Here is a 24,372-nt window from a genome sequence, read left to right as displayed (position 1 = left end):
GCGGGCTAGAGGTTGATGCTGCGCCCCCTGAGCACCCTCGCGAGCAGCCCGGCATACCAGCGCGGCTGGGCGAGGACCAGCGAGAGGGGGCTCTTCTCCCGGAGCGCGTCACGGAGCACCTCGCCCATGCGCTCGACCCTCCTGGAGCCGTGGCTCCACTTGAAGCGCAGACGATAGCAGGTCAGGCGCGCCCAGGACTGGGCCTCCTCGTCCCCGTAGCGCAGGGCGTAGTCGAGGAGCGCCTTGCCGTAGAGGACCTCGTTCCTCGCGAAGGCCGCGTCCTTCTGCCTGGTGGCCGAGTAGCTCGAGCCGCCCTTCCTCACGTGGCGGTAGGCGCTCCAGCGCTCCTGGACGCAACGCACCTTGCCCATGGTGAGGAAGAGGAAGGCGTTGCGGCGGTCGCCGGGGTAGAAGTCGTACCCCTTGAGCTCGTTGAATCGGTCGCGAGCCGCGAAGTACTCCTCCCTGCGGCACATGAGGGTCCCGCTCTGTCCGGGGAGGCAGTAGTAGAAGTTCTCGCGGTAGCTGTACTCGTCGTCGACGCACTCGGGATAGCGCTCGCCGTTGGGTCGCGACAGCGCGTCCACGACGAGGCAGTTGGTGTACACGGCGGAGTGGTCGGGATGCCCCTCGAGGAAGCGCAGCTGCTCGGCGAGCTTGCCATCGTAGGTGAAGAAGTCGTCGCCCTCGAAGTCGACGAGGTAGCGGCCCCTCGCGCGCGCGTACAGGTCCTCGCCGTTTGCCACGGCCCCCATGTTGTGCTCGCGATAGAGGATGGTGAAGCAGTCGGGCAGCTCGGGCTCGAGCCTTCGCAGCACCTCCCTGCTGTCATCGGTGGAGCAGTCCTCCCCCACCAGCACCTCGAAGGGGAAGTCGACCTTCTGGGAGGCGATGCTGCGCAGGCATTCCTCGATGTAGCCGCCGTGGTTGTAGACCGATACCACGACGCTCAGCAGCGGGCTCTGCTCCATCTACCCCACCCTCACGGAGAGGACGACGTCGCAGATGCGGTCGACGTCCTCCAGGGCGAGGTCCGCATAGAGCGGGAGGGTGAGGACGCGGCTCGAGACTCTCTGGGCCACGGGCGTGAGCGACGAGTCGAAGCGCCCCGCGTAGCAGGCGTAGTCGCTGATGAGGGGGAAGAAGTACTTGCGCGTGTGCACGTCGCGTGCCATGAGGGCCTCGTACGCGTCGTCGCGCGTGGCCCCGAAGGCCTCGGGGTCGAAGAGGACGGGGAGGTAGGCGTAGTTGGGGGTGACGCCCGGCTGTCCCGCGCAGAGCGTCAGGCCGCCGATTTCAGAGAGGCGCTCGCGGTAGCGTCCCACGACGCGCGCGCGCTTCGCGATCTCCTCCCCGAGGTGGCGGAGGTTGCAGATGCCCATGGCGGCGCAGAACTCGTTCATCTTCGCGTTGCTGCCCACGTACTCCACGGACTCCGTGCCGGTGATGCCGAAGTTCTTCCACTGCTCGAGGAGGGGCTTGAGGCTCGGGTCACGGAAGCAGATGGCGCCGCCCTCGATGGTGTTGAACACCTTCGTAGCATGGAACGAGAACATCGAGGCGTCGCCGAACGACGCGGAAGAGACCCCGTCCCTGCTCACGCCCAGGGCGTGCGCGGCGTCGTAGATGACCTTGAGGCCATGGCGGTCCGCCACCTCCTGGATGGCGTCGACGTCGCAGAGGTTGCCGTAGACGTGGACCGGCAGGATGGCGCAGGTCTCGTCGTCGACGAGCCCCTCTAGCTTTGAGGCGTCGAGGGTGTAGTCGTCCGGCCTGATGTCGCAGAAGACGGGCGTGAGGCCCTTGCGCACCAGGGCATGGGTGGTGGAGGCGAAGCTGAACGGCGTCGTGATCACCTTGCCGTGCAGGTCCATGGCCTCGAGCACGCACTCCAGGGCCGAGTGGCCGTTCGTGAAGAGGGCCACGTTGGGCACGCCCAGGAAGGACTCGAGCTCAGCCTCGAGCTGCTGGTGCTTCTCGCCCATGTTGGTCAGCCAGTGCGACTCCCAGAGCGGCGCGATCTCGCGCACGTACTCGTCCAGCGGCGGCATCGACGAGCGCGTCACCAATATCGTCTTAGCAGACATGCGAATTCTCCAAACCTTGCGTGCACTTTGACGAACCCGGGCGCTGGCATGGCCGCGCCCATCAGCCGGCCCTTCCCATCCTAAGCTCTCGCAGCGTGTCAAGGAGATAGAAAAACTCCTCCACGCGGAAGAGGGCGGAGAGGCCGACGTACGCGACGAGCATGGCCACGCCCTGGAGGAGGATCGTGGGCAGGTCGCCGAGGCCCAGGAGAGAGACGGGCCAGGCGACGAGCGCGGCCGCGAGGGCGAGCAGGAAGGCGGGGCAGATGTCGCGCACCTGCTCGAGGTAGGCATAGCCGATGACCCGCTTGTTGGGCGAGGCGTTGATGAAGGTGCAGAGGAGGGCGACCACGATGTACCCGCTCACGATGGCGTGGAGGTCCCTGAGCACGAAGGTGGTGAAGGAGAGGACCGCGATGCCCACCAGCTTCTTGATGACCTCGAGCCTGAGGAAGAGGTCGCTCCTCCCCATGCCGTTGAGCACCTGCAGGTTGGTGGTGTGGATGGGGAGCATGGCGTACACGACGCAGTAGAGCTGGACGAAGGGGACGCTGGGGAGCCACGCCTCGCCCAGCACGATGCGCACGACCGGCGTCGCGGCGACGGCGAAGAGCGTCATGGCGGGGACAATGAGGTAGGTGGAGGTCTTGAGGGCCCTGCGGGCGAGGCGCTTGACCCGCGCGGCATCGTCCTGCACGTGGGCCACGGCCGAGAGCATGACGGGCTGGATGGCGCCGTCGAGCATCGCGCCCAGGGCGAAGGGGTACTTCTTGCCCTGCGAGACGTAGCCGAGCTCGGAGCTGGAGAAGACCTTGCCGATGAGGAGGTCGGAGAGGCTCTGGTAGCCCTGCTCGAGAATCCCCGAGGCGAGGAGCTTCCAACCGAAGCGGAACAGGAGCAGGGCACGGTCGCGCTCGAAGCGCAGCCTCGGCTTCCAGGGGATCTGGAGGGCGAGCACCAGGCACTTGCAGGCCTGCTGCAGCAGCTGCTGCACGACGAGAGCCCAGATGCCGCCGCCCAGGAGGGCGGCGACGACGCCGGCGCTGCCCGAGACGACCCCTGCCGTGACCGTCGCACGGAAGGTCTTCTGGAACTCGAGGCGACGGGCGACGATCGCCTCCTGGATCGAGTTGTAGGCGTTGACCACGAGCACCAGGACGAGCACGCGCAGCGGGGTCACGGCCTGCGGCATGCCGTAGAAGGAGGACACGGCCGGGGCGAGGCAGAAGACCGCCACGTAGAGCACGACCGAGATGGCGAGGCTCATCCAGAAGACGGTGTCGAAGTCGGCCTCGCTGGCGTCGGGAACCTGGATGATGGCCGTGTTGAGACCGCTCTGGACTATGACGTTGCCCACGTTCACGAAGACGAGCATGATCGCCAGGACGCCGAACTCCGTGGGAGAGAGCAGGCGGGCCATGACCACCTGGACCACGAGCGTGACCACGGCGGTGCCGCCCTGCTCGAAGAGCTTCCAGAAGAGCGAGCTGAGCGTTGTGGACTTCAGGTCCTTAGCGGGCAAGTGGTCCTCTTCCCAAACCGAGACGCGCGTCCCGAGGCAGCCTGGGGACGCGCGTCGCACTCGTTAGCGGTCATCTCATTGTATAGTATCTAAGGTTCATACGCCCAAACGCCGGAGAAGTTGACAGATGAGAGACAGAATGAAGAGTGCGCTACCCAAGCTCGAGGACCTCCTCGCGGACGGTTTCACGAAGAGGATGGCCGCGAGCTACCTCGGCATCCTCGAGACCGAGCGCGCCAGCGGGCTCTTCGACGCCGACTACCTCGAGTGGGCGCACGCGCACGGCTTCTGCGCCGAGTCCGCCTACGCCTACGGGCTGAGCGACGCCAACCTCGGAAGCTACCTCTCTGACTACGACTATTGGAGACTCTGGCCGCTCAACGACTGGCAGCGCATCTGGATCAACGACAAGCTCACCCTCAACGCGCTGCTCAGCGACTCCGAGCTCGCGCAGTACCTGCCGCGCTACCACTACTACAGCTCCCGCGGGCACCTGCTGCCCCTGGGAGAGGGCGACGGAGCGGGAATGGAGGGCTTCCTCGCCTGCCTACGACGGGAGGGGGAGCTGGCCTGCAAGCCCTGCAACGGCAGCGAGGCCAACGGCTTCTTCAAGCTCGCGTTCGAGGACGGGAGCTACCTCCTCAACGGCAGGCCCGTGGGGGCGGAGGGCGTGGGGCGCTTCGTCGCCGAGAACCCCAACTACGTGTTCACCGAGTTCATCCATCCCAATGCCCAGCTGGCGGCCATCGACCCGCTCATCCACACCATGCGCGTCCTCGTGCTCAACCCCACGGGCATCGACCCCGTGCCCGCCGCCTCCTACCTCCGCTTCGCCGTGGGCGTGGACGAGACCGGGAGCTCCGCGAACTACCAGGCCCCCACGACGGCGGACATCTGCTCGTACAACGTGGGCGTGGACCTCTCGTGCGGGCGCTACGGAGGGGGCAAGGTGGTGTACGCCGCCAAGGTGGTCGACTCCCCCAAACACCCGACGAGCGGCACCCTCGCCGAGGGGCAGATCGACTGCTGGCCCCAGATGCTCGAGATGATGCGTCGCATATCCCTCAAGGTGCGCGCCTGCGAGTACCTGGGCTTCGACGCCTGCGTGACGGACAAGGGGCCGCGCATCATGGAGATAAACTCCCACTCCGGCGTGAAGTACCTCCAGCTCTTCACCCCCATCATGGAGGACGCCCGCCTGAGCGAGTACTTCTCGTCCAAGATCGCCGCCATCGACGCCCTGGACGAGGCCGACAGGGTGGCCCGCAACGGGATCGTCCGCTAGCGTGGGCGCCACGGGACGGGGCGGGACGCCCCGGGTCATAGCGATCGTCCCCGCCTACAACGAGCAGGAATGCCTGGCGCGGACCATAGGGGAGCTCGTCTCGACCTGCCCTGACATCGACTACCTGGTGGTCAACGACGGCTCGAGCGACGACACGCCCAAGATCTGCGACGAGCTGCGCCTGAACCACATCGACCTGCCCGTCAACTGTGGCCTCTCCGCCGCCTTCGGGGCGGGCATGCGCTACGCGCTCGAGCACGGCTACGACGCGGCCGTCCAGTTCGACTCCGACGGGCAGCACGTGCCCAGCTACATACCCTCCATGGTCCAGGCGATGGCCGAGCGCGACGCTGACATCGTGATCGCCTCGCGCGTCATGGCGGGGGGCAGCGCCGTGGGCCTGCGCGGGTTTGGCGCGAAGCTCATCACCCTGCTCATACGGCTCACGACCGGCCAGGTCATCGGGGACCCGACCTCGGGCATGAGGCTCTACTCAAGGTCGATGATCGAGCACTTCTCGTGCAGCTTCGACCTCTCGCCGGAGCCCGACACCATCGCCTACCTCATCCGCAGGGGTGCGAAGGTGGTGGAGGTCCCCACCGTGATGCGGGACAGGCAGGGCGGCACGAGCTACCTCAGGCTCTCCAGCTCGCTCTCGTACATGGCGCGCACCTGCCTGTCGCTTCTTCTATTCCAATGGTTCAGGTGAGGAGAGACATGCCGCTCACCCTTCGCATCAGCCTCGTCGTCGGGACGCTCCTCGCCCTGGCCCTCGTCCTGCGTCGCATCAGCAAGAGGAAGATCCGCGTCGCGGACGCCGTCTACTGGGTGGTCTCGATGCTCGTCCTGGTGCTCCTCGCCCTGTTCCCAGGCGTGGCCATCCTCGTCTCGGGCTGGCTGGGGTTCCTCTCTCCCAGCAACTTCGTCTTCGTGACGATCATCGCCCTCATGCTGCTCAAGCTCTTCGGCCTCGCCTCTGACGTCTCGAGGCTCACCGACAAGGTCGAGCGCCTCTCGCAGGAGATCGCCCTCATGAACGGGGATGCAGGCGAGGGGCAGGGCCGCCAGGGCGAACGGTCCTAGCGACCCTACCGGCCCTCACGCGAGGGGGAGGCCGCCTCGCGCGAGGACGAGACCGCCTCGCGGACGATGAACTGCGGGGAGCTGTTGAGCGACAGGACGATGTCCCCCAGGTACTCGCCAATGATGCCCAGGGCGAGGAGCACCATGCCGAAGAAGAACAGCATGACGCAGATGAGCGACGTCCAGCCCATGGGCACCCCGGGGTCGAGGAGCCTGTGCACGAGCGAGACGATGCCAAACAGGAAGCCCGCCAGAGCGGTGGCGGCGCCAAGCGTGGACATGACCCGCAGGGGCAGCACCGTGTAGTTGAAGTACGAGAGCCAGAGCCTCACGAGCTTCCCGAGCGTGTAGTTCGACGCGCCATGCTCGCGCTCGTGGTGCTCGATCGTCACGTTGCCGATGCGGTTGGTCATGCGGCCGAAGAGCGCCTCGACGTAGGGGTTGTAGTTCTTGTACTTGATGACCTGGTCGCACACCGCGCGGCTGATGAGCCAGAAGTTGCTCGTCTCCAGCCCCTTGGGACGAGAGAGCAGGACCTGCGCCGACGTCTTGTTGAGCCAGCTGCTGAGGTTCTTGAGCGGCCCGTTCGCGGACTCCCGGTACACGCCGTAGACGATGTCGTAGCCTTCCTCCATCTTTTTGAGGATGGCGGGAATCTGCGAGGGATGGGTCTGCAGGTCGTCGTCCATGCCCATGACGAGGTCGCCATGGGCGTAGTTCATCCCGCACATGAGGGCGTTGTGCTGGCCGAAGTTGCGCATGAGGGTGAGCGCGAGGACGTCGTCCCTCTCGCGCGCGAGCTGCGAGATGACCGAGAAGGTGTCGTCGGGGGAGCAGTCGTCCACCAGCACGAACTCGCAGTCGTAGCCCGCGAGCCCTTCGAACACCTCGGAGCAGAGCCCCACGACGGCACGGATGCTCTGGCTCGAGCGATAGCAGGGTATGACTATGGAGACCAGCATGACGCTCCAAACTGCCCAGGGGGCTCAGGTGGGTTGGGGGCCGTCACAGTCTAGACCCAAGCGGACCTCCGGTCTACGAGAGGCCTAGGGAGTAGATGACGATGCCCAGGACGATCAGGGCGAGCGCCAGCCCCTTCTTGGGCGTGATGCGCTCGTGGAAGATGGTGACCCCGAAGAGGGTGACGTACACGTAGCCGGTGGCGTCCAGGATAGAGCCCATGGAGAGCGGGATGCCCCGATACGCGAGCACCGAGAGCAGCGTCGCGCCCACGAAGAGGGCGTACGCGACCACGACGAGCGGGTTGAGGTACTCGCGCAGCGCGCTCTCGTGCCCCCTCAGGGCGCTCTTCTTGAGAAGGACCTGCGAGACAGAGCTCACGAACACCCCGAGAAGGCTGAGCCCGGCGTATGCCATGACCGAGCCGCTCACGAGGCCTCGCCCCCTTGCTCCCCCTCGCCGTCAGGCGAGGTCGCGAAGAGAGCCACGCCGACGAGGACGACGAGGGCGCCGACGACCTTCTGCGGGCTCAGCCGCTCGCCGAAGAGGAGGACGCCCCAGACGATGCCCCAGACGACCGTGATGGCCCGATTGGCATAGGCGGTGGTGAGCGGCAGGCGCTTGATGACCTGCTGCCACCCCAGGGCGTAGAGTCCCAGCACGAGGATCATCCCGCCGTAGTAGAGGACGAACCCCAGGCTCATGAACTCCTGTCCGGCGGCGAGCTTGCCGAAGATGCTGCACAGGGAGTAGAGGACGAGGAGGAGGTGCAGGAGGAGGTAGGTGGCGCCCCTCCCCCTTCCGGAGCTAGTCGATCCCAAGGTAGCCCCTCCAGAACCCCTGCGTCACGAAGCGCCTGCCCGCCTCCGCGTACTCCTCGCGCAGGCGGTCGCCGTTGCGCTCGATCTCCTTGGCGTCGCGCTTGTAGCGCTCCCAGACGGCCCTGAAGCGCTGGCGGTCCATGTGGCGGATCACCCCACGCCGGTTCTCGAGGTCCACCGCGACGATGGTGTCCTTGCGCCTTATCTGGTCTGCGGGGTACAGCCATCCCGCCACGTCGATGATGGCGGAGCTCCCCCTCTGGACGTAGCCGAGGTCGAGGCGCTGGCCGTTGAAGGTGGCGAAGTCCTCCAGGCGCTGACGGAGGCTGCGCCTCTCCACCACGTCGCTGTCCTTCTGGGCGTCCACTTGTGCGATAAGGGAGAGGTCTATGCCCTCCTCCTCGGCCTGGCGCCTCAGCTCCGGGAAGGGCAGGAGCCTCTCCGCCCGGCGGTTCGCCTCCATGAAGGCCCTCTCGGTTCGCCCGCGCTCCTCGAGGAAGGCGGGCCCCTTGAGGAAGTCCTCGAGGGCGTCGAGGACGAGCTCGGCGTTGGTGTAGTTGAACTTCTTGAGCTCCAGCTGCACCAGATGGTAGGCCTTGCGCAGGAAGTCGGACTGGGGGGCGACCCCGGTGGCGTACTGGGCGACGAGGGAGTTGCGCGTCACCTGGTAGCGCTCGACGGCCGCGCTGTAGCGCCTCACGAAGGAGGGGTGCCAGAGGCAGATGCCGTTCATGGTCATGAAGCGGGCGCGGCAGCGCAGCGCGTACTCGATGTCGTCGTAGCGGACGAAGAGGGGAAGCGGCAGGCCATGGCGCTCGATGGCGGTGACGGGGATGACGCAGTACCACCACCCCCCGTACTGCTGGGACTGGTCCTCGCTGCCCGAGAGCTCCGGGTGGGCGCCCATGGCCTCGTTGGCCACGACGGAGTGGAGCTGCCCCATGCGCAGGGCGGGCTTGAGGGGGACGCAGTCGCCCGAGAAGGTGACGAAGCCGGTGTCCTCCCAGCGCACGTCCGGCTCGAAGAGGTCCATCATCGCGCCGGAGACGAAGTCCTGGGCGTGGTCGTCGCTCACGATGCGCAGGAGGTTGTAGGTCCTCAGGATGCTCTCGGGAGAGATGAGCACGTCGTCGTCCATGAGGATGACATGCGTCGCCTTGGGCCTCTGGCCGAGCGCCTCGATCATGCCGCGCGCGTAGCCGCCCGACCCGCCCACGTTGTCGTTGGGATGGACGCGCACGCGCTCCGCCTGAAGGCGCTCGGCGTCGAGGCTGCGGCCGTTGTCGACGATGTGCATGGTGAAGTGCGTGGCGATAGGCTCGTCCGAGGCCAGTATGCGCGTCTTGGCAAGCTCGACGTTGCGTTCGACGTACTCCTCCTTGCGGAAGGTCGTCGTGCACAGCGCGAGCTCCACGTCGCGCAGGCCGTCAGCGGGGACGCTGGCGAAGTAGTGGGCGTTGCGAATGAAGACCGGCCCTTCGCCCTCCTGCACGATGACGAACGACTCGATCACGTCCTCGTCAGAGTTCTCCATCCGGAGCTCGATGCTGTGCCACTCGTCCGACGCGGGGACGTCGAGCTCGCTTCCCCCCACCAGCTCGACGTCCCAGCTGAAGACGTCGGCGCGAGACTGGAGCAGCCTGAAGGCCGCCCCCTTGGCCTCGAGGTGGAGGAAGAACTCCTTGGCGACCGTGTAGCTGCGCCACTTGGAGACCGAGAGGGCGTTGAAGAACGTCGTGAAGTCATGGGTCCCCGGGCCCTCCAGGGCCCATGCCTCGGGGCCCTCCCCCTCCGCACGCCGCACGAGCGCGGTGGAACGGTGGAGGAGGGTGGGCTCCTGCAGGAACTGGACGCTCTCGTCCAGGAGTACGTTCGCTAGCTTCACGTTGGCCACTTCAGCCATGGGCGGCTCCTCGGATGGTGGGTCTCATGCACCTACTCTAGCCCCTCTCGTCACGTCCCTGCCACGCGCATGGCCCCGCCCATACAGTCATCAGACGTCGGTCCCCGGCCCATCCTTCGGCAGCTTCGCGGCGAGGTAGCCCGAGAGCCCCTCCTCGAACTGCTTCGCTCGGTCCTCGTCCAGCTCCGAGACGACCCCTCCCCTCGTGCTCAGGGTGGCGTCCACGTCATAGAAGGTCGTGTCGTAGAGGTTCCCATCCTTCTCGAACAGGCTCGTCCCGAGGAAGAAGTTGGGAGCGGAAAGCCCAAGGTAATCCATCAACGTGGGCGCGAGGTCGAGCGAGTTCCTGCCGCCGGCGTCTATGGCCCTCCTTACCACCCCCTTGTGATAGATGAAGAAGGGGATGTCAGAGATGGCCTCCGCCCGGTACGACGACTCGGGGAAGGCGGTGACGAACCCCCGCTCGGCGAACGATGCGTGGTCTGCGGTGAACACCACGATCGTGTCGTCTGCCATCCCGCTGGCGAGGAAGCGCTCCATGAAGCGCCCGAAGTGGTGGTCCGCGTCATGGAACTTGTTGAGCACGGCGTCGCCGCCGTCGCCGAAGCGCCTGTCGACCGAGTCGAGGGACGCATGGGTGCCAAAGGTGTATATGGCCGCGAAGAAGGGCTCGTCCCCGCCCTCGAGCTCCTCGGCAAGGTCAAAGAGGCGCTCGTACGCCTCGCCGTCCGACATGCTTGCCGCCATGCCCGAATACGTCCCAGGCTCGCCGACCACCTCGTCGAAGCCCAGAGTGCCGAGGTAGTCAGTGAACTGCTCGTTATTGGGCTCCGTGTTGATGAAGCGCGTGACGTAGTCCAGGCCCGAGAGCGCCTGAGGAAGCGACACCAGCGCGTTCGCGTCGTAGTTATCGTACTGGTATCCCGAGAAGAGCTGGCCGGAGAGGCCGCGATAGGTCGCGAAGCTGTGGTTGTAGTAGTTCTCGAACGAGACGGACTGGCCCTGGAAGCTCCGGACGTTGGACATCACGTCACGCTCGTCGTCGATGACCTCCTGAGAGAGACCCTCAGTGAAGATGAGGATGACGTTGGGCCTCTTGGGGAGGTCGTCTTCCCTGCTCACATGGCTGTCCAGCCCGGGGCGAAAGTACCTTGACGAGGTGTCGGACATCCTCGAGAGGCGCTCGACGTACGCCGCCCTCTCCCTTGCCTGCGAGACGAGGCTCGCGCAGCCGAGCAGCGGCGAGCCACCTGGCCCCATGGCCGTGACGGCAGCGGCCTCTGCGAGCAGGAGGGCGAGGAGGGAGAGTCCCAGGGGCCTGCGTGGGACGCGCGGGGCGATGGGAAGCAGGCAGATGGCTATCGCCGCGACGGCAGCCGCAAGGTATGGCCCCGCGTTGCCCGCGAGGTCCTCGATCGAGTCGACGTTGGCGAGCATGACCATCGTCACGTACGAGCCAGCGAAGTGCAGCGCCGCGAGCTGGACGACGACGAGCAGGATCATGGCGTCGTTGAGCAGCTGGGCGACCATCCGGAGGCGCCCCCGTCCCATGAGCGCGAGCGTGAGCGCAAATATGACGAGGACCTCCAGCATGCCGACCAGCCCCTGAGCCATGTGCCCGTCCACGAGGGCCAGGAGGCAGAGGGACGCGCAGCACGCGAGCTTGAGGAGCGTCGAGACAAGGAGGAGCCTCCCCTTTTCGGGGGAGGCTCCGTGTCCGCCCTCGCGCGCGAGGTGCCTACTCTCCGCCCGGGACGATCCTTCCCTCCGCCACGTCACGCAGGTGGCGGCCGTAGTCGCTCTTCCCGTAGCGCTCGGCGCACTCGAGCAGGCGCTCGCGGCTCACCCAGCCATTCTCAAAGGCGATCTCCTCGGGGACGGAGACGGGCAGGTCCTGGGCGGTCTCGACCGTACGCACGAACTGCGAGGCCTCGAAGAGCGAACCCATGGTTCCGGTGTCGAGCCAGGCGAAGCCACGACCCAGGGTGATGACGTCGAGCGACCCGTCCTCGAGGTACATGCGGTTGAGGTCCGTGATCTCGTACTCGCCGCGAGCGGAGGGCTTCACCTGGGCGGCCAGGTCGCTGACGCGCTCGTCGTAGAAGTAGAGGCCCGTGACGGCGTAGTTGCTCTTGGGCTCGGAGGGCTTCTCCTCGATGGAGACGGCGTTGTAGCCCTCGTCGAACTCGACGACGCCGAAGCGCTCGGGATCGTCCACGCGATAGCCGAACACGGTGGCGCGCCCCTCGGCCGCCGAGCGGGCCGCCTTGCGGAGGCGCTGGGTGAGGCCGTTGCCGTAGAAGATGTTGTCTCCCAGGACCAAGGCGCAGGGACCCCCGTCCACGAACTCCCGCCCGATGACGAAGGCCTGGGCGAGCCCGTTGGGCACCTCCTGCTCCGCATACGAGAGCGAGATGCCGAAGTCGGAGCCGTCCCCCAGGAGGTTCTTGAAGTTCGGCAGGTCGCGCGGGGTCGAGATGACGAGGATGTCCCTGATTCCCGCAAGCATCAGCGTGGACAGCGGGTAGTAGATCATGGGCTTGTCGTACACGGGCAGAAGTTGCTTGGACGTGACCGTCGTGAGCGGGTACAGGCGCGTCCCGCTCCCTCCCGCAAGGATGATGCCCTTCATGGCGGCTCCTCTCGAAACTTTGGCCAGTTGTTTGGAGACTATATTAGAAAGTTTAGCTTTCGGTACTTTCCGTCCTTGGCGATGTAGGGACTCAGCATGGGATCGCCCTCGACGAAGTAGCTCGGCCACCGCCTGAGGAGGTTCGCCCTCTCCGCGCAATGCCGAACCGCCTTCTCGCCGCCCAGGTCCGACCCCCTGGAGACCGACTCGTAGTGCGTCAGGACGGACTCCGCACAATAGACGACATGGTAGCCAAGCTCCCCGAGCCGCAGGCAGTAGTCGACGTCGTTGTACGCGACCGTGAAGTCGGTCTCGTCGAAGCCGCCCAGCCTGTCGAACAGCTCCCGCCTGGTGAGGAGGCACGCCCCCGTCACCGCAGTGACGTCCTGGGTGAAGTTCAGCAGGTTGAAGTAGTTTGGCGACATGTCCGGCATGAGCTGTCCGAGGTGATCCGGGAAGGTGAGGTGGAACGAGACCCCGGCATGCTGGATTGTGCCGTCAGGGTACAGGAGCTTGGCCCCGACGGCGCCGACGTCGTCACGGAGGCACCTCCCGACCATCTGCGTCAGCCATCCAAGGGAGACGACCTCGGTGTCGTTGTTCAGCAGGAGGATGAGGTCCCCCTTTGACCTCCTCGCGCCGAAGTTGACCAGCTTGGAGAAGTTGAACTCGTCGCCCTGCAGGGGGTAGGTGACCACGGAGACGCGCTCGTGCTCGCGCACCAGGGAGTCATACAGAGCAAACGTCTCGGGCTCGCGAGAGCCGTTCTCCACGATGACGACCTCGAAGTTTTTGTAGGACGAGCGGTAGAGGGAGTCGACGCAACGTCCCAGCATTCCGGACTCGTCGCGGCTGGGGATGACGATCGAGACCAGCGGCTCCTCCTCGAGCTCGAAGTCGAGCTGGAAGATGTTGTCGAACTTGGGCCGGATGACGGCCTTGGCGGGAATGTGGCAGCGGTCGAGATGCCCTTGGACGGACAGCTGGCCGGCATTGGAGGTGAAGCTCTTCGCGTCGGGGGAACCGGCGGTGGAGCCAGGGTGGATCCTCCAGTGATAGAGCACCTTCCGCACATGGTGGACGTGCCGCGCGAGCTCGCTTATGCGGAAGGTCATGTTGTGGTCCTGGGCGCCGTCGAACTCCCTGCCCGGCAGCTCGAGCTCGTCCAGGACGGACTTCCTCACCGCCAGGAGGTGGGTGACGTAGTTGCAGGAGCAGAGGAGGTCGGGGTTCCAGTCCGGCTTGAAGAAGGGACTGACAAGGGTCCCCTCCTGCAACTTGTCCTCGTCACAGTACAGCAGGTCGGTGTCCGGGCGCTGGTTCACCGCCTCGGCGTACGAGAAGAGCAGGTCCGGCTCGATGACGTCGTCATGGTCCAGGAAGCAGACGAAGTCCCCGCTGGCAGCGAGGATCCCCTGGTTCGTGTTGAGCGTGATTCCCAGATTCTCGTCGAGGGTCAGCTCCCTGACGCGCCGGTCCGCATTGACATAGCGGGCTATGCGGTCGGCGAGCTCCCGGTTGTCCGGACTGGCATTGACGAGCAGGAGCTCGAAGTCCTCATAGGACTGGCCGAGCACCGAGCCCACCATGTCGTCCAAGAAGGGGATCGGCGTGTTGAAGACGGGGACGACGATCGAGAAGCGCGGCTGGATGGCCAGCCTCGTGCGCCTCTGGATCTCGAGGAGGCTCCGGGATGCCTTGTGAGAGCGGAACCACTCGGGGTATGCCTCGTCGAAGTCTGCGCTCAGGGTGTCGAAATGCCACCTGTCACGCCAGGCCTGGAGCTCGAAGTCCTGGATTGTGACGAAGGAGTCCTCCCCATCCCACGGCCTGACCCAGACCACGAACGACCATAGGTCGCGGGCGATGCGTACGGAGTAGGTGACGTGACGCCTCGAGTAGTAGCCCCTCTCTTCGATGCGGTCGCTCAGGACGATGGGCTCGACGATGCCATCTTGGACCTCCCTGCCGTTGGAGTCGAGCAGGACGAACCCCGGGACCTCCCCCCAGTCATGGCGGGGCGGGGCGAGGCTGACGACGCTGATGTGCACGATGTCGTTGTTGTCCCAGGCGTTGAAGCAGACCCTGTCGATGGTGATCTCTGACTTGTTCAGCCGATTCTTGCTGTCGATGTTCCTGATCGACTCCGCCTCCTCGTTCTTGAGGGCGGTGTTGATCCTCGACCTGTTCTTCGCCCAGCCGGGGCTGACGTTATGCGAATCGAGGAGGCTGCGGCCACCGTCGGCGGAGACGGAGAACAGCTCGACGCATTGGGGCAGGTCGAGCACCGGAACGACGATGACGAACTCTTCCTCTCCCAGCCTGTGGATGGAGGAGGGGACGACGTTTCCCTCGCTCGTGGTCGAGCGGACCTCGAGAGACCCGAGGGCCGAGCCCTTCCCCTCCACGGTCAGCCTCTGGAAGATCTTCCCCTGGCCCCTGGTCACCTGGCGGTATCTCAGTCTCACTGACGTTCCCTTCCGTCACTCTCCCCTTGCCTTAAGGCGAGGCGCCTGGCAGATTGAGAGGGTTTGGCCACAGCGTTTTATCCCATCATATTATGGCCGCTCGTCTCCCTTGCGCCGGGCGACGCGACGGCATGCGGGCGAGAGGAACAAGCCATGGAGGCATGGGCTAGTAGACCACATCGCCCAGTCGGTCACGAAAGCTCCGCATCGAGGCTCGCGAACTCCTCGGGGACGGCGCCGGGCTCGCAGCCAAAGCTCTCCTCGACGGCGCGCGCCTGGGCGAGGCGCAGCTCGGCGAGCGCGGCCCTGCCCATGCCCGCATAGGCTCCCGAGAGCCTCCTCAGGGTGTAGGCGACGTAGCCGGCGAGCGAGTCCGCCACGCCGGAGAGCAGCATCATGGTCACCAGCGAGTCTGGCGAGAGCTGCAGGGCGACCTCGGGGTCGAGGTCGAGGAGTCCCGCAATGGCGTCTTCCGCCTGCCCCGCGGACTCCACGTCCCCGTCCATGACGGCGCCCCTCAGGGCCGCCGTCGCGACGTCGACGAACTGGCTGATTATCTCGAGCAGGTAGTCGTGCTGGAGCATGTCGGTCTCCCAACGTCGGGCTGCGGTCAACAGAGGACAGTCTATTACCTAGGCAGCCCGACTTGCAGACGGGACGTGGCGGGCACCGGCCCACCGAACGCGAGGGTGGGACGCAGGTGTCAGCGGGGACCTGCGGGCGGGACGACGCCGAGGTGCTCGAAGGCGAGCTCCGTCGCCTGCCTCCCCTGGGGCGTCCTAATGATGAGGCCACGTTGGAGCAGGTAGGGCTCGTAGACGTCCTCGAGGGTGGAGGGGTCCTCCCCCACGGCGGATGCGATGGTGGTCAGGCCCACGGGGCGACCCCTGAACGTGCGCGTGAGCGCGTCGAGGATCTTGATGTCCATCCAGTCGAGGCCCATCTCGTCTATCTCGAAGAAGGTGAGCGCCTCGGCGGCGACGTCCCAGCTTATGCTCCCCTCGGCCTTAACCTGCGCGTAGTCGCGCACGCGCTTGAGGAGGCGGTTCGCCAGGCGTGGGGTGCCGCGCGAGCGAGAGGCTATCTCGGCCGCGCCCTGCGCGTCTATCCGCACGCCCAGGATCTGCGCCGAGCGGACGACTATGCCCGCAAGCTCCTCGATGCTGTAGTAGTCGAGGCGGTAGCTGATGCCAAAGCGGTCGCGCAGGGGGCCGGTGAGGAGGCCCGTGCGCGTCGTCGCCCCGACCAGGGTGAAGTGCGGGACGTCCAGGCGGATGGAACGGGCTGCGGGGCCCTTCCCGATCACGATGTCAAGGAAGAAGTCCTCCATGGCGGGATAGAGGACCTCCTCGACCTGGTGGTTCAGGCGGTGAATCTCGTCCACGAAGAGGACGTCGCCCTCCTCGAGGTTGGTGAGGATGGCGGCGAGGTCGCCGGTGCGCGCGATGGCGGGACCGGAAGTGGTCTTGATCTTGGCGCCCATCTCATGGGCCACCACGTTTGCGAGCGTGGTCTTGCCAAGGCCCGGGGGGCCCGAGAAGAGCACGTGGTCGAGGGTCTCGTGACGGTCCTTCGCCGCCGCGATGAGCACACGCAGGTTCTGGCGCACGCGCTCCTGGCCGCAGTACTCGTCGAGCGTCACGGGGCGCAGGCTGCGCTCGACGTCCAGGTCGTCCTCGGTGAGCTCGCCGCTCACCGACCGGGGGCCGCCCGCCCTTCGCTCGAGGTCCGCCACGTCGTCGAAGAGGTCGTCTCGCCCGTTCTCCCACATCAGGCAGCACCCCCCAGCCTCTTGAGGGCGTAGGCGACGGCCTTCTCGATCGTGGTGACGCCAGCCTCGCCAAGCCCCTGGAGGGCGAGCTCCGCCTCCTGGGGGGTGAAGCCCATGGCCAGCAGGGCAGAGCCGGCCTCGTCCCTGACGGACTCGCTCGTCTGGGGCAGCGGGACGTCGGAGGCAGGCGCTTCGGACATACCCACGAGCCCTCTGAGCTCCGCATCCTTCGCGAATACGTCCTGCAGCTCCATGAGCAGGCGCTGTGCCTTCTTCTTGCCCACGCCGGGCACCTGCGCCATGCGCGTGGCGTCCTGGGTGGCGACGATGGTGGCGAGCGATGCGGCGGAATAGGTGGAGAGGACCGCCAGCGCGAGCTTGGGGCCGACGCCGGACACGGCGACGAGGCGGTCGAACACCGAGCGCTCCTCCCTCGTGGCGAAGCCGTAGAGCTCGAGGGCGCTCTCCTTCACCAGGAGGCGCGTGAGGAGCGTCACCCCCGCCTCGCCCACGGCGGGCAGAGACGCCGCCGTCGTGGCGGAGACGCCAAGCTCGTAGCCCACCCCGCCCACGTCCAGCACGACGCGCGTGGGAAGGGCCTCCAAGAGGCTGCCCGTAAGCTGAGAGATCACTGGGAGTTCCTCCTACTCTGACGGGAGCGGCCCATCCCCGACGCACCCCGAGCGCCCGCCACGTGGGCGGCCGTCGCGGCGGCGGTGACCTGGCGCGCCTCCTCGCGGTCGGCCTCGGCCTGCGCCTCGAGCTGCTCCAGCACCTGGACGCTCGCCCCGTCCTGCACGATGTGGCGCGTACGGGTCAGGTTGGCGTGGCAGACCGCCGCAGCGAGGGCGTCCGCGCAGTGGTCGGGCCTGGGGTCGTGGTCGAGCGCGAGGAGGGTGCGGACCATGTAGATGACCTGGTACTTGTCTGCCGAGCCGGTGCCCACCACGGCCTGCTTGATCTGCATGGGGGTGTACTCCCCCACCTCGAGCCCCGCCCGGGCGCAGGCGACAATCGCCGCCCCGCGTGCGTGGGCCGTGGCGATGGCGGAGCGGCTGTTCTCTCCGAAGAAGATCTTCTCTATGGCGAGCTGGGACGGCTGGTAGGCCTGTATGGCGTCGGATATCTCCGCATAGATCCTGCCCAGGCGACGGTCGAGCTGTTCCGATGCGGGGGTGCTTATGCAGCCGTACGCGCGGGCGCGGCACACCGGGCCCCGCGTCTCGACGATGCCCCAGCCGGTGTTCGCGAGCCCGGGGTCGATGCCCATTATCACCATCCGCACTCCAATCTAGAACGTGCGTTCTATGATAGCAGAGCGGGCGCGGCCTCCCGGCCCAGAGCTCAGTTGTCCGAGAAGGGGCCGGACCACTCGCGTCTCCCGTCGGCACGTCCCCCGCCCTGGCGCCCGCCGGAGAAGGGCGTCGCGTCGTCGACGATCCCGAAGCCGGCGTCCACGCCAAAGTCCCTCAGATACGAGATCGCCTCGTCGAAGGCGCGGGGGGCCTCCTGCGCGTGCGCCTCGTCGTCCCCCTCGGCCGCCGGCCCAGCCGGCTCGCCGTCGGCCGCGCGTGGTGACGCGGCGGCCGTCCGCCCGCCCCTCGGGTCGTCCCGCGGGGAGAAGAGCCTTTGCGCCAGCTCCAGGGGCGACTCGACGGGACCCGCCGCGTCGTGCCAGGCAAACGGAAGCGGGGCCGCGGCGTCCTCCACGGGGCAGGTGCTGGCGCCCAGGCAGGGGGCGAGGACGGCTCGTGACGCGGCGGTGGACTCGTATGCGGCGAGGACGGCGCGTGCGAACGAATCGTCCACCCCCGCCGCCTCGGCCAGCTCGAAGGGGCGCCGCATCCACTCGATGCGCTCGCAGAGCACCGCGTCGACGCGCGCCACCCAGTCCTCGCGCGCACGGGAGCCCCGGGGAGGCTCGACGCCCTCGACGCGGGGCAGCTCCCCCTCCGTGAGGGCAAGCTCGCCGAAGACGGGACTGATGGCGTTCCTCAGCCGCGCGAGCGCGACGACGTCAGAGAGGTAGACGTCTCCCAGGGGGTGCAGGAGGACACCGGGCTGGGACGTGCCCCCGCCCAGCGAGAGGCCCGTCTTGTCAAGGAAGCCCACGGGCAACAGCCCCCCTTCCTGGGCATATGCGGCAAGCTGCGCGAAGGGCAGCAGGCGAGGGAGGGCTCCTTCCCGGCCGCGGCCGGCCATGCCGGGCAGCTCGACGAGGTCGACCCCGAGCTCACGGGCGAGCCTCCTGCACGAGCGCTCGCGCGCCTCTCCCCCAAGGGAGGGCAGGAGGGCGTGGACGTTCTGGGGGCCGAGCGCGTCGCTCGAGAGGGTGGCGAGCAGCCTCGAGCCCAGGCTGCCGTCCAGGACGAGGGCGACCCCCGGAAGCCCCAGCTTGCGCACGTAGTCACGGAGTCCGAGGCAGAGGGCCTGCCACATGAAGAGGGTCTCGTCGAAGAGCTCGGGCTCGACCGGGCTCCGCAGGACCACCTCGTCCCCCCGCGCGGGCAGCTCCGCCACGAGGAGCTGCTCCTCGAAGGAGGGGGCGAGGGCGGCGAGCTCGCCCTCGGGGGTCATGACGAAGCTCCCGCCCGTGTAGACCTGCTCGCCGTAGCCCCCGAGCCCACCCACGGCGACGACCCAGGCGCCCGTGGCGGCGGCGTCGGCGGCGAAGCGCCCTCCCAGGACGTTTGCGCCAAGGGGGGAGCTGGGGTCGTCGGCCGCAAAGGGATAGGGCGAGAGGAACACCACCGCGTCCAGGTCGCGGTCATGGTCGTCGTAGTCGTCCAGGTCCTCGTAGCTCAGGGCGAGCCCCAGACGGAGGCCGGAGAGCTCGAGCGCCGGAGGCGCCGCCGACGTCGACGCCTCCTCCGACGCGCCACCTGGCACCCCAAGCGAGGCGTCGCCCGACCAGGCGGGCACCCCGAGCGGCACCACGCGGCCCCGCTCGAGGAGGAAGGCCTCGGCCTGGGAGACGTCGCCGAGGCTCATGACGGCGGGCACCACGCAGGGACAGGCGACCTCGCGGGAGAGGTCGGAGAGCGCCAGCAGAAGGCTTGAGGCGAAGGGCTCCTGGTCGGCGGGGGCGGTCGTGCCCTCCGGACCCGAGAGCAGGGGCAGGGGGAAGAGCAGGAGGTCGACGCCCCTTGCCGCGGCACGCTCGGAAAGGGCAGCCACCCTGCCCGGAGTGCCCAGCAGGTCGCCCGGCCTGCTTCCCATCTGGGCGATTCCCATCCTCATCCGACCTACCTCCGATCACGTTCCCGGCCGCCTGGGGCCGGGCGGCGAAAAGGAGGCGCGGCGACCCCGATGCGAGGCCGCCGCGCCGACGTTGCAGCTGCCAGAGCCTGGCCTACGCCTCGGCCTTCCAGAGGCCGTGGAGGTTGCAGTACTCGTAGGCGGTGAGGGCGCCGGCGGGCTTCGCGAAGGTCGCCTGGGGCTTCATGCCGGGCTTCAGGTACTTGACGGTGACGCCGTCCTCGGTGGCCAGCGCGATGAACTGGATGTAGTGCTCCTCGAGCATGGGGTGCTCGACGGAGCCGACGGTGACGACGACCTGGTCGCCCTCGACGCTGACCTGGGGGACGTGCTTCTCGGTGGCGGCGTCGGTGGAGCCGGCGACGAGCTCCTCCATGGGGGAGCCGCAGCAGCTGAGGGTGCCACCGCCCCTCCTGATGAGGGCGACGATGTTCCCACAGGTGTTGCAGCGATAGAACTTGGCCTCAGGCATGGCTCATCCTCTCTTCTCTGCCCACGCTCGTCGAGCAGGTGGCCCCTACCACCTCGGGCATCGCTTCCATTATGCCCCCGCGCGCACGCAGCTATGCGCAAGAAATGTCAGTAATCTCATAACATTATTGGCATGACCCCCTAGGCGACGCGCACTCCCCCGCCCGAGCCCACCAGGTCCTCGACCTCGGCCATGAGCACCATGTTGCGCGCGTCGACGCGGGCGGGAAGCTCCATGCGCATCAGGTCACCTCCCACCGCCTCGACCAGGAGCTCCACCCTATCCATCCCGGAATAGCGGGCGAGGATGGCCTGGAGCTGCTCCATGCGCGCCATCGAGAGCATCCGCGAGCTCATGCTGACCTCGATCACCTTGGGCCGGTTGGTCTTCTCGCTGAGCTCCATCGACACGATGGAGCTCGCGATGATCTGGTTGCCGCGGTCCCCACGCTCGAGCTTGCCCGTGACCTTGATGAAGACGTCGCCCATACGCTCGCCGGTCTCGGGGTCCACGTCCCCCTCCAGCGCCGCGGCGCACTCCTTGTAGGTCTTGGGGAAGACGACGAGGGATATCTCGCCCTCCATGTCCTCGAGCGTGACGATGGCCATCTGGTCGCCGTTCTTGGTGACCTTCTTGGCTACGCCGCCCGTGGGCACCATCCCCGCGAGCCGGATGGGCTTGCCCTCGGGGACTCGGAAGCGGGTGGAGCTGCCGCCCGTGAAGGGGTCGACCACCTCCTCCGACTCCTCTATCTCGGCGATGGTGTAGTCGCGCGCCTTCGAGAGCGCGTACTCGAAGGGCCTGAGCGGGTGGTCCGAGACGTAGATGCCCAGCACCTCGTGCTCCTGGGCGAGCTTGGTGTGGCGGTCCCACTCGTCACCGTTCGCGGGGGGCACCTCGTCCTCGAAGCCCGAGCCCTCGACGTCGGCGAACATGTCGAAGAGGGAGCTCTGTCCGCAGGCGCGGTCCTTCTGGCGCTTGGCGGCGGCGTCGATGATGTTGCTGGGGTCGTTCTTGTCCACGAAGCTCATCATCTGCTTGCGGGGATAGCCGGTCGAGTCGAAGGCGCCGCTCTTTATGAGCGCCTCGACCACGCGACGGTTGGCCTGGCTCGAGTCGACGCGGTCCACGAAGTCGTGGAGGCTCTTGAAGGGTCCCCCCTGGCTGCGCTCGGCCATGATCGCGTCGCCCACGCCCTCGCCCACGCCGCGGATGCCCGCGAACCCGAAGCGGATGCCCTCGGGCGTCGCCGTGAAGTCCTTGCCCGACTCGTTGATGTCGGGCGGCAGGACCTGGATGCCCTCGTGCCTGCAGGAGCTGACGTAGTGGACGATCTTCTCCGTCTTGCCCATGTAGCTGGTGAGGACCGACGCCATGTACTCGCGGGGGAAGTACGCCTTGAGCCAGGCGGTCTGCATGACCAGGATGGCATAGCCCGCCGAGTGCGACTTGTTGAAGGCGTAGGAGGCGAACTCGAGGACGTCGTCCCAGATGCGCTGGGCGGTCTCCCTCTCGTAGCCATTCTCCACGGCGCCGTTCATCCAGTGGTCGTAGGTCGTCTCGTCTTTGCCGTTGTCCCAGTGGAACACGGTGCTGGTGAGGAGCTTGATCTTCTTCTTCGCCACGGGCTTGCGGATGCGCGAGTCGGACTCGCCGGCGGAGAAGTTGGACATCTTCACCGAAATCTGCATGACCTGTTCCTGGTAGACGATGGTGCCATAGGTCTCGTCCAGGATGTCGGAGAGACGGTCGTCGTAGAAGACGACGGGCTCCTTGCCGTTCATGCGGTTGATGTAGCTCGTGACCATGCCAGCGCCGAGGGGGCCGGGACGGTAGAGGGCGATGAGTGCGACGATCTGCTTGTACTCCTTGGGCTGCATGTTCTTGATCGTCGCCGTCATGCCCGCGGACTCGACCTGGAAGACCCCGGCCGTGTGCCCCGAGCCCAGGAGCTCGTAGATCTTGGGGTCGGAGAAGTCGATCTTGTCCACGTCGATGTCCACGTGGGTCGCCCCGTCCCTCAGGCAGGCGCGGACGGCGTCGGGGATGTCCTCCTCGCTGGCGAGGCCGGGATGGCTGCGCCTGATGTTGGCCAGGGCCTTGTTGATGACGGTGAGGGTCCTCAGGCCGAGGAAGTCCATCTTGAGGAGGCCCATGTCCGCGACCGAGTGTCCCTCGTACTGCGTGATGGTGACGTTGCCCTTGGTGTCGAGCTTCGTGGGCACGTGGTCGGTGACGGGAGTCGGCGCGATGAGCGTCGCGCAGGCGTGCACGCCCTCGCCGCGGGTCATGCCCTCGATTGAGAGGGCTGCGTCGATGATGCGGTGGGCGTCCGCGTCCTTCTGGTAGGCCTCCTCGAAGTCCGGCGAGTACTGGTCGGGATGCTTCTCGGTCTTGTGGAGGGCGCAGGGCAGCGACAGCTTTGGGTCGTTGGAGAGCATCTTGGAGAGGCGCTGGCCCACGTAGACGGGAAACCCCAGCACACGCGCCGCGTCGTTGATGGCCTGCTTCGCCTTGATCGTGGAGTAGGTGATGACCTTGCAGACGCGGTCCTCGCCGTACACCTCGCGCACGTGGGCGAGGACGTCCTGGAGGTGCTCGTCGTCGAAGTCCATGTCGATGTCGGGCATCTCGGAGCGCTGGGGAGAGAGGAAGCGCTCGAACATGAGGCCGTTCTCGAGCGGGTCGAAGGAGGTGATGTTCATGGCGTAGGCGACGATGGCCCCGGCGGCGGAGCCGCGGCCCGGGCCCACGCCGATGCCGTTGTCCTTGGCCCACTGCACGTAGTCCTGGACGATGAGGAAGTAGTTGGCGAAGCCCTTGTCGCAGATGATCTTGTACTCGTACTCGAAGCGCTCACGCACGTTGATGCCGCCGATGACCACGTTCTCCCAGTCGTCGCCGTAGCGCTTAGCGAGGCCGCGCTCGCACTCCTCCCTGAAGCGCGCCTCGGCCGTCTCGCCCTCGCGAAGTCCGGGGTACTGGGGCAGGTACATGTTGGCCCAGTCGATCTCGAAGTCGCACTTGGCGGCGACCTCGAGGGTGTTGTCGCAGGCCTCGGGGATCCATGAGAAGAGCTCGCGCATCTCCTCCTCGCTCTTCATGTAGAACTCCGTGCCGTCCATGCGCATGCGGCCGACGTCGTCGAGCGTGGTGGCCTTGCCGATGCACGAGAGGATGTCCTGGGTGGGGGCGTCCTCGCGAGAGAGGTAGTGGAAGTCGTTGGTGGCGATGACCTTGACGTCCAGCTCGCGCGCCATCTTCACCAGGTACTCGTCGAGCCTGCGGTCGTCCCAGCCGTTGCGGAAGCTCAGGCCGTGGTCCTGGATCTCCATGTAGAAGTCGTCGCCGAAGATGTCCTTGAAGGTGCGCGCCCACTCGCGCGCGCCGTCGAAGTCGCCGTCCAGCACGCACTGCTGGATGATCCCCTGGACGCAGGCGCTCTGGCAGATGAGGCCCTCGTGGAACTCCCTCAGCATGGCCAGGGTGGTGCGCGGCTTGTAGTACATCATCTCGTGCCCCGCGGCCTTCGACATGCAGCGGATGAGGTTGACGTAGCCGGTCTCGTTCTTGGCCAGGAGTATGAGGTGGTAACGACGCTGCTTGGTGCCGCGCTCGATGCAGTCGTCCGTGATGAAGTACGCCTCGCAGCCGAAGATCGGCTTGACCTTCAGCTCGGGGCGGTTCGCCCTCACCGCCGCGATGTCATGGCCCGACTCCTCCCAGACCCTGCAGTCGGACTCCCACTGCGCATGGGGCAGGTCGCAGGCGGCGGCACCGAGCTCGTCCGCCTCGGGCTCCTCGAGCTCCCAACCCTTCTGGAAGCACTCGATGTCGTGCTTCCACTGCCTCATGCCCAGGGCGCCGTCGTTGTACTTGCGGCACTCGAGGTCGAGGTTGGGGATCCCGAAGAGGTAGCCGTGGTCCGTGAGGGCGACGGCGGGCATCCCGAAGTCGACGGCGCGCTTCACCATGTCTGGTATGCGGGTGGCGCCGTCGAGGATGGAGAAGTCGGAGTGATTGTGCAGGTGGACGAACGCCATGGTTGCTGCTCTCCAGACTGCCTCGTGACCAAGGGCGAACGGTGACGGACGCGCGAGGGTCGCGAGG

Annotated in this window: 20 protein-coding genes; 3 read left to right on the top strand and 17 right to left on the bottom strand. The window is 66.8% G+C overall.

The window, feature by feature from the left end:
• Positions 1–5: 5 nt before the first annotated feature.
• From Q5923_RS07735 to Q5923_RS07725, 3 genes are all read right to left on the bottom strand, one after another.
• Positions 6–971, bottom strand: a complete 966-nt coding sequence (locus Q5923_RS07735) for a glycosyltransferase (protein WP_009279008.1) — start codon at positions 969–971, stop codon at positions 6–8.
• Positions 972–2,087, bottom strand: coding sequence for a DegT/DnrJ/EryC1/StrS aminotransferase family protein (locus Q5923_RS07730; protein ID WP_303133257.1), 1,116 nt, complete (start codon positions 2,085–2,087; stop codon positions 972–974).
• Positions 2,088–2,148: 61 nt separating this feature from the next.
• The gene (locus Q5923_RS07725; protein ID WP_303133255.1) at positions 2,149–3,609 is read right to left on the bottom strand and encodes a lipopolysaccharide biosynthesis protein; all 1,461 of its coding nucleotides are present in this window, start codon (positions 3,607–3,609) and stop codon (positions 2,149–2,151) included.
• 139 nt (positions 3,610–3,748) lie between these two features.
• Here Q5923_RS07725 and Q5923_RS07720 point away from each other — a divergent pair, with 139 nt between their 5' ends.
• The 3 genes from Q5923_RS07720 to Q5923_RS07710 are packed head-to-tail and all read left to right on the top strand — an operon-like array spanning position 3,749 to position 5,977.
• Positions 3,749–4,894, top strand: a complete 1,146-nt coding sequence (locus Q5923_RS07720; protein ID WP_303133254.1) for a sugar-transfer associated ATP-grasp domain-containing protein — start codon at positions 3,749–3,751, stop codon at positions 4,892–4,894.
• Position 4,895: 1 nt separating this feature from the next.
• The gene (locus Q5923_RS07715) at positions 4,896–5,603 is read left to right on the top strand and encodes a glycosyltransferase family 2 protein (RefSeq protein WP_303133252.1); all 708 of its coding nucleotides are present in this window, start codon (positions 4,896–4,898) and stop codon (positions 5,601–5,603) included.
• 8 nt (positions 5,604–5,611) lie between these two features.
• Positions 5,612–5,977 carry a DUF2304 domain-containing protein gene (locus tag Q5923_RS07710; protein WP_009279003.1) on the top strand — a complete coding sequence of 122 codons (366 nt, stop codon included), beginning with the start codon at positions 5,612–5,614 and terminating at the stop codon, positions 5,975–5,977.
• A 5-nt stretch (positions 5,978–5,982) separates the two neighbouring features.
• On the opposite strand, the gene Q5923_RS07705 is transcribed toward Q5923_RS07710, so the two are convergent.
• From Q5923_RS07705 to dnaE, 14 genes are all read right to left on the bottom strand, one after another.
• Complete coding sequence (locus tag Q5923_RS07705) at positions 5,983–6,939, bottom strand: glycosyltransferase family 2 protein (RefSeq protein WP_303133249.1); 957 nt, start codon at positions 6,937–6,939, stop codon at positions 5,983–5,985.
• Positions 6,940–7,012: 73 nt separating this feature from the next.
• On the bottom strand, positions 7,013–7,369 hold the full coding sequence (locus tag Q5923_RS07700) for a multidrug ABC transporter (RefSeq protein WP_197414967.1): 357 nt from the start codon (positions 7,367–7,369) through the stop codon (positions 7,013–7,015).
• The gene (locus Q5923_RS07695; protein WP_062531377.1) at positions 7,366–7,758 is read right to left on the bottom strand and encodes an EamA family transporter; all 393 of its coding nucleotides are present in this window, start codon (positions 7,756–7,758) and stop codon (positions 7,366–7,368) included. Before Q5923_RS07695 ends, Q5923_RS07700 begins: the two co-directional genes overlap by 4 nt.
• Entirely contained in the window at positions 7,745–9,661 is a 1,917-nt protein-coding gene (locus Q5923_RS07690; RefSeq protein ID WP_303133246.1) for a glycosyltransferase, read from the bottom strand. The genes Q5923_RS07695 and Q5923_RS07690 overlap by 14 nt, the downstream gene beginning before the upstream one ends.
• Before the next feature lie 90 nt (positions 9,662–9,751).
• A complete protein-coding gene (locus Q5923_RS07685) occupies positions 9,752–11,275 on the bottom strand; it encodes an LTA synthase family protein (protein ID WP_303133244.1) in 1,524 nt (507 codons plus the stop codon).
• Positions 11,276–11,399: 124 nt separating this feature from the next.
• On the bottom strand, positions 11,400–12,293 hold the full coding sequence (rfbA, locus tag Q5923_RS07680; RefSeq protein ID WP_062531380.1) for a glucose-1-phosphate thymidylyltransferase RfbA: 894 nt from the start codon (positions 12,291–12,293) through the stop codon (positions 11,400–11,402).
• 38 nt (positions 12,294–12,331) lie between these two features.
• Positions 12,332–14,761, bottom strand: a complete 2,430-nt coding sequence (locus Q5923_RS07675) for a glycosyltransferase family 2 protein (protein ID WP_303133240.1) — start codon at positions 14,759–14,761, stop codon at positions 12,332–12,334.
• Between the two features lie 191 nt (positions 14,762–14,952).
• Complete coding sequence (locus tag Q5923_RS07670; protein WP_303133239.1) at positions 14,953–15,345, bottom strand: hypothetical protein; 393 nt, start codon at positions 15,343–15,345, stop codon at positions 14,953–14,955.
• Positions 15,346–15,464: 119 nt separating this feature from the next.
• Positions 15,465–16,532 carry a Holliday junction branch migration DNA helicase RuvB gene (gene ruvB / locus Q5923_RS07665; RefSeq protein ID WP_009278994.1) on the bottom strand — a complete coding sequence of 356 codons (1,068 nt, stop codon included), beginning with the start codon at positions 16,530–16,532 and terminating at the stop codon, positions 15,465–15,467.
• Complete coding sequence (gene ruvA, locus Q5923_RS07660; protein ID WP_009278993.1) at positions 16,532–17,164, bottom strand: Holliday junction branch migration protein RuvA; 633 nt, start codon at positions 17,162–17,164, stop codon at positions 16,532–16,534. The genes ruvB and ruvA overlap by 1 nt, the downstream gene beginning before the upstream one ends.
• Positions 17,161–17,811, bottom strand: coding sequence for a crossover junction endodeoxyribonuclease RuvC (ruvC, locus tag Q5923_RS07655; protein WP_009278992.1), 651 nt, complete (start codon positions 17,809–17,811; stop codon positions 17,161–17,163). The genes ruvA and ruvC overlap by 4 nt, the downstream gene beginning before the upstream one ends.
• 65 nt (positions 17,812–17,876) lie before the next feature.
• Positions 17,877–19,772, bottom strand: a complete 1,896-nt coding sequence (locus Q5923_RS07650) for a hypothetical protein (RefSeq protein WP_009278991.1) — start codon at positions 19,770–19,772, stop codon at positions 17,877–17,879.
• Positions 19,773–19,884: 112 nt separating this feature from the next.
• Positions 19,885–20,262, bottom strand: a complete 378-nt coding sequence (locus Q5923_RS07645; RefSeq protein ID WP_009278990.1) for a desulfoferrodoxin family protein — start codon at positions 20,260–20,262, stop codon at positions 19,885–19,887.
• Positions 20,263–20,402: 140 nt separating this feature from the next.
• Complete coding sequence (gene dnaE, locus Q5923_RS07640; RefSeq protein WP_009278989.1) at positions 20,403–24,305, bottom strand: DNA polymerase III subunit alpha; 3,903 nt, start codon at positions 24,303–24,305, stop codon at positions 20,403–20,405.
• Between the last annotated feature and the right edge of the window lie 67 nt (positions 24,306–24,372).

Source organism: uncultured Olsenella sp., from assembly GCF_959602185.1.
Taxonomy (GTDB): domain Bacteria; phylum Actinomycetota; class Coriobacteriia; order Coriobacteriales; family Atopobiaceae; genus Olsenella_I; species Olsenella_I phocaeensis.
The sequence above is the reverse complement of the archived record's forward strand: the minus strand, read 5'-3'. Positions and strand labels throughout refer to the sequence as shown.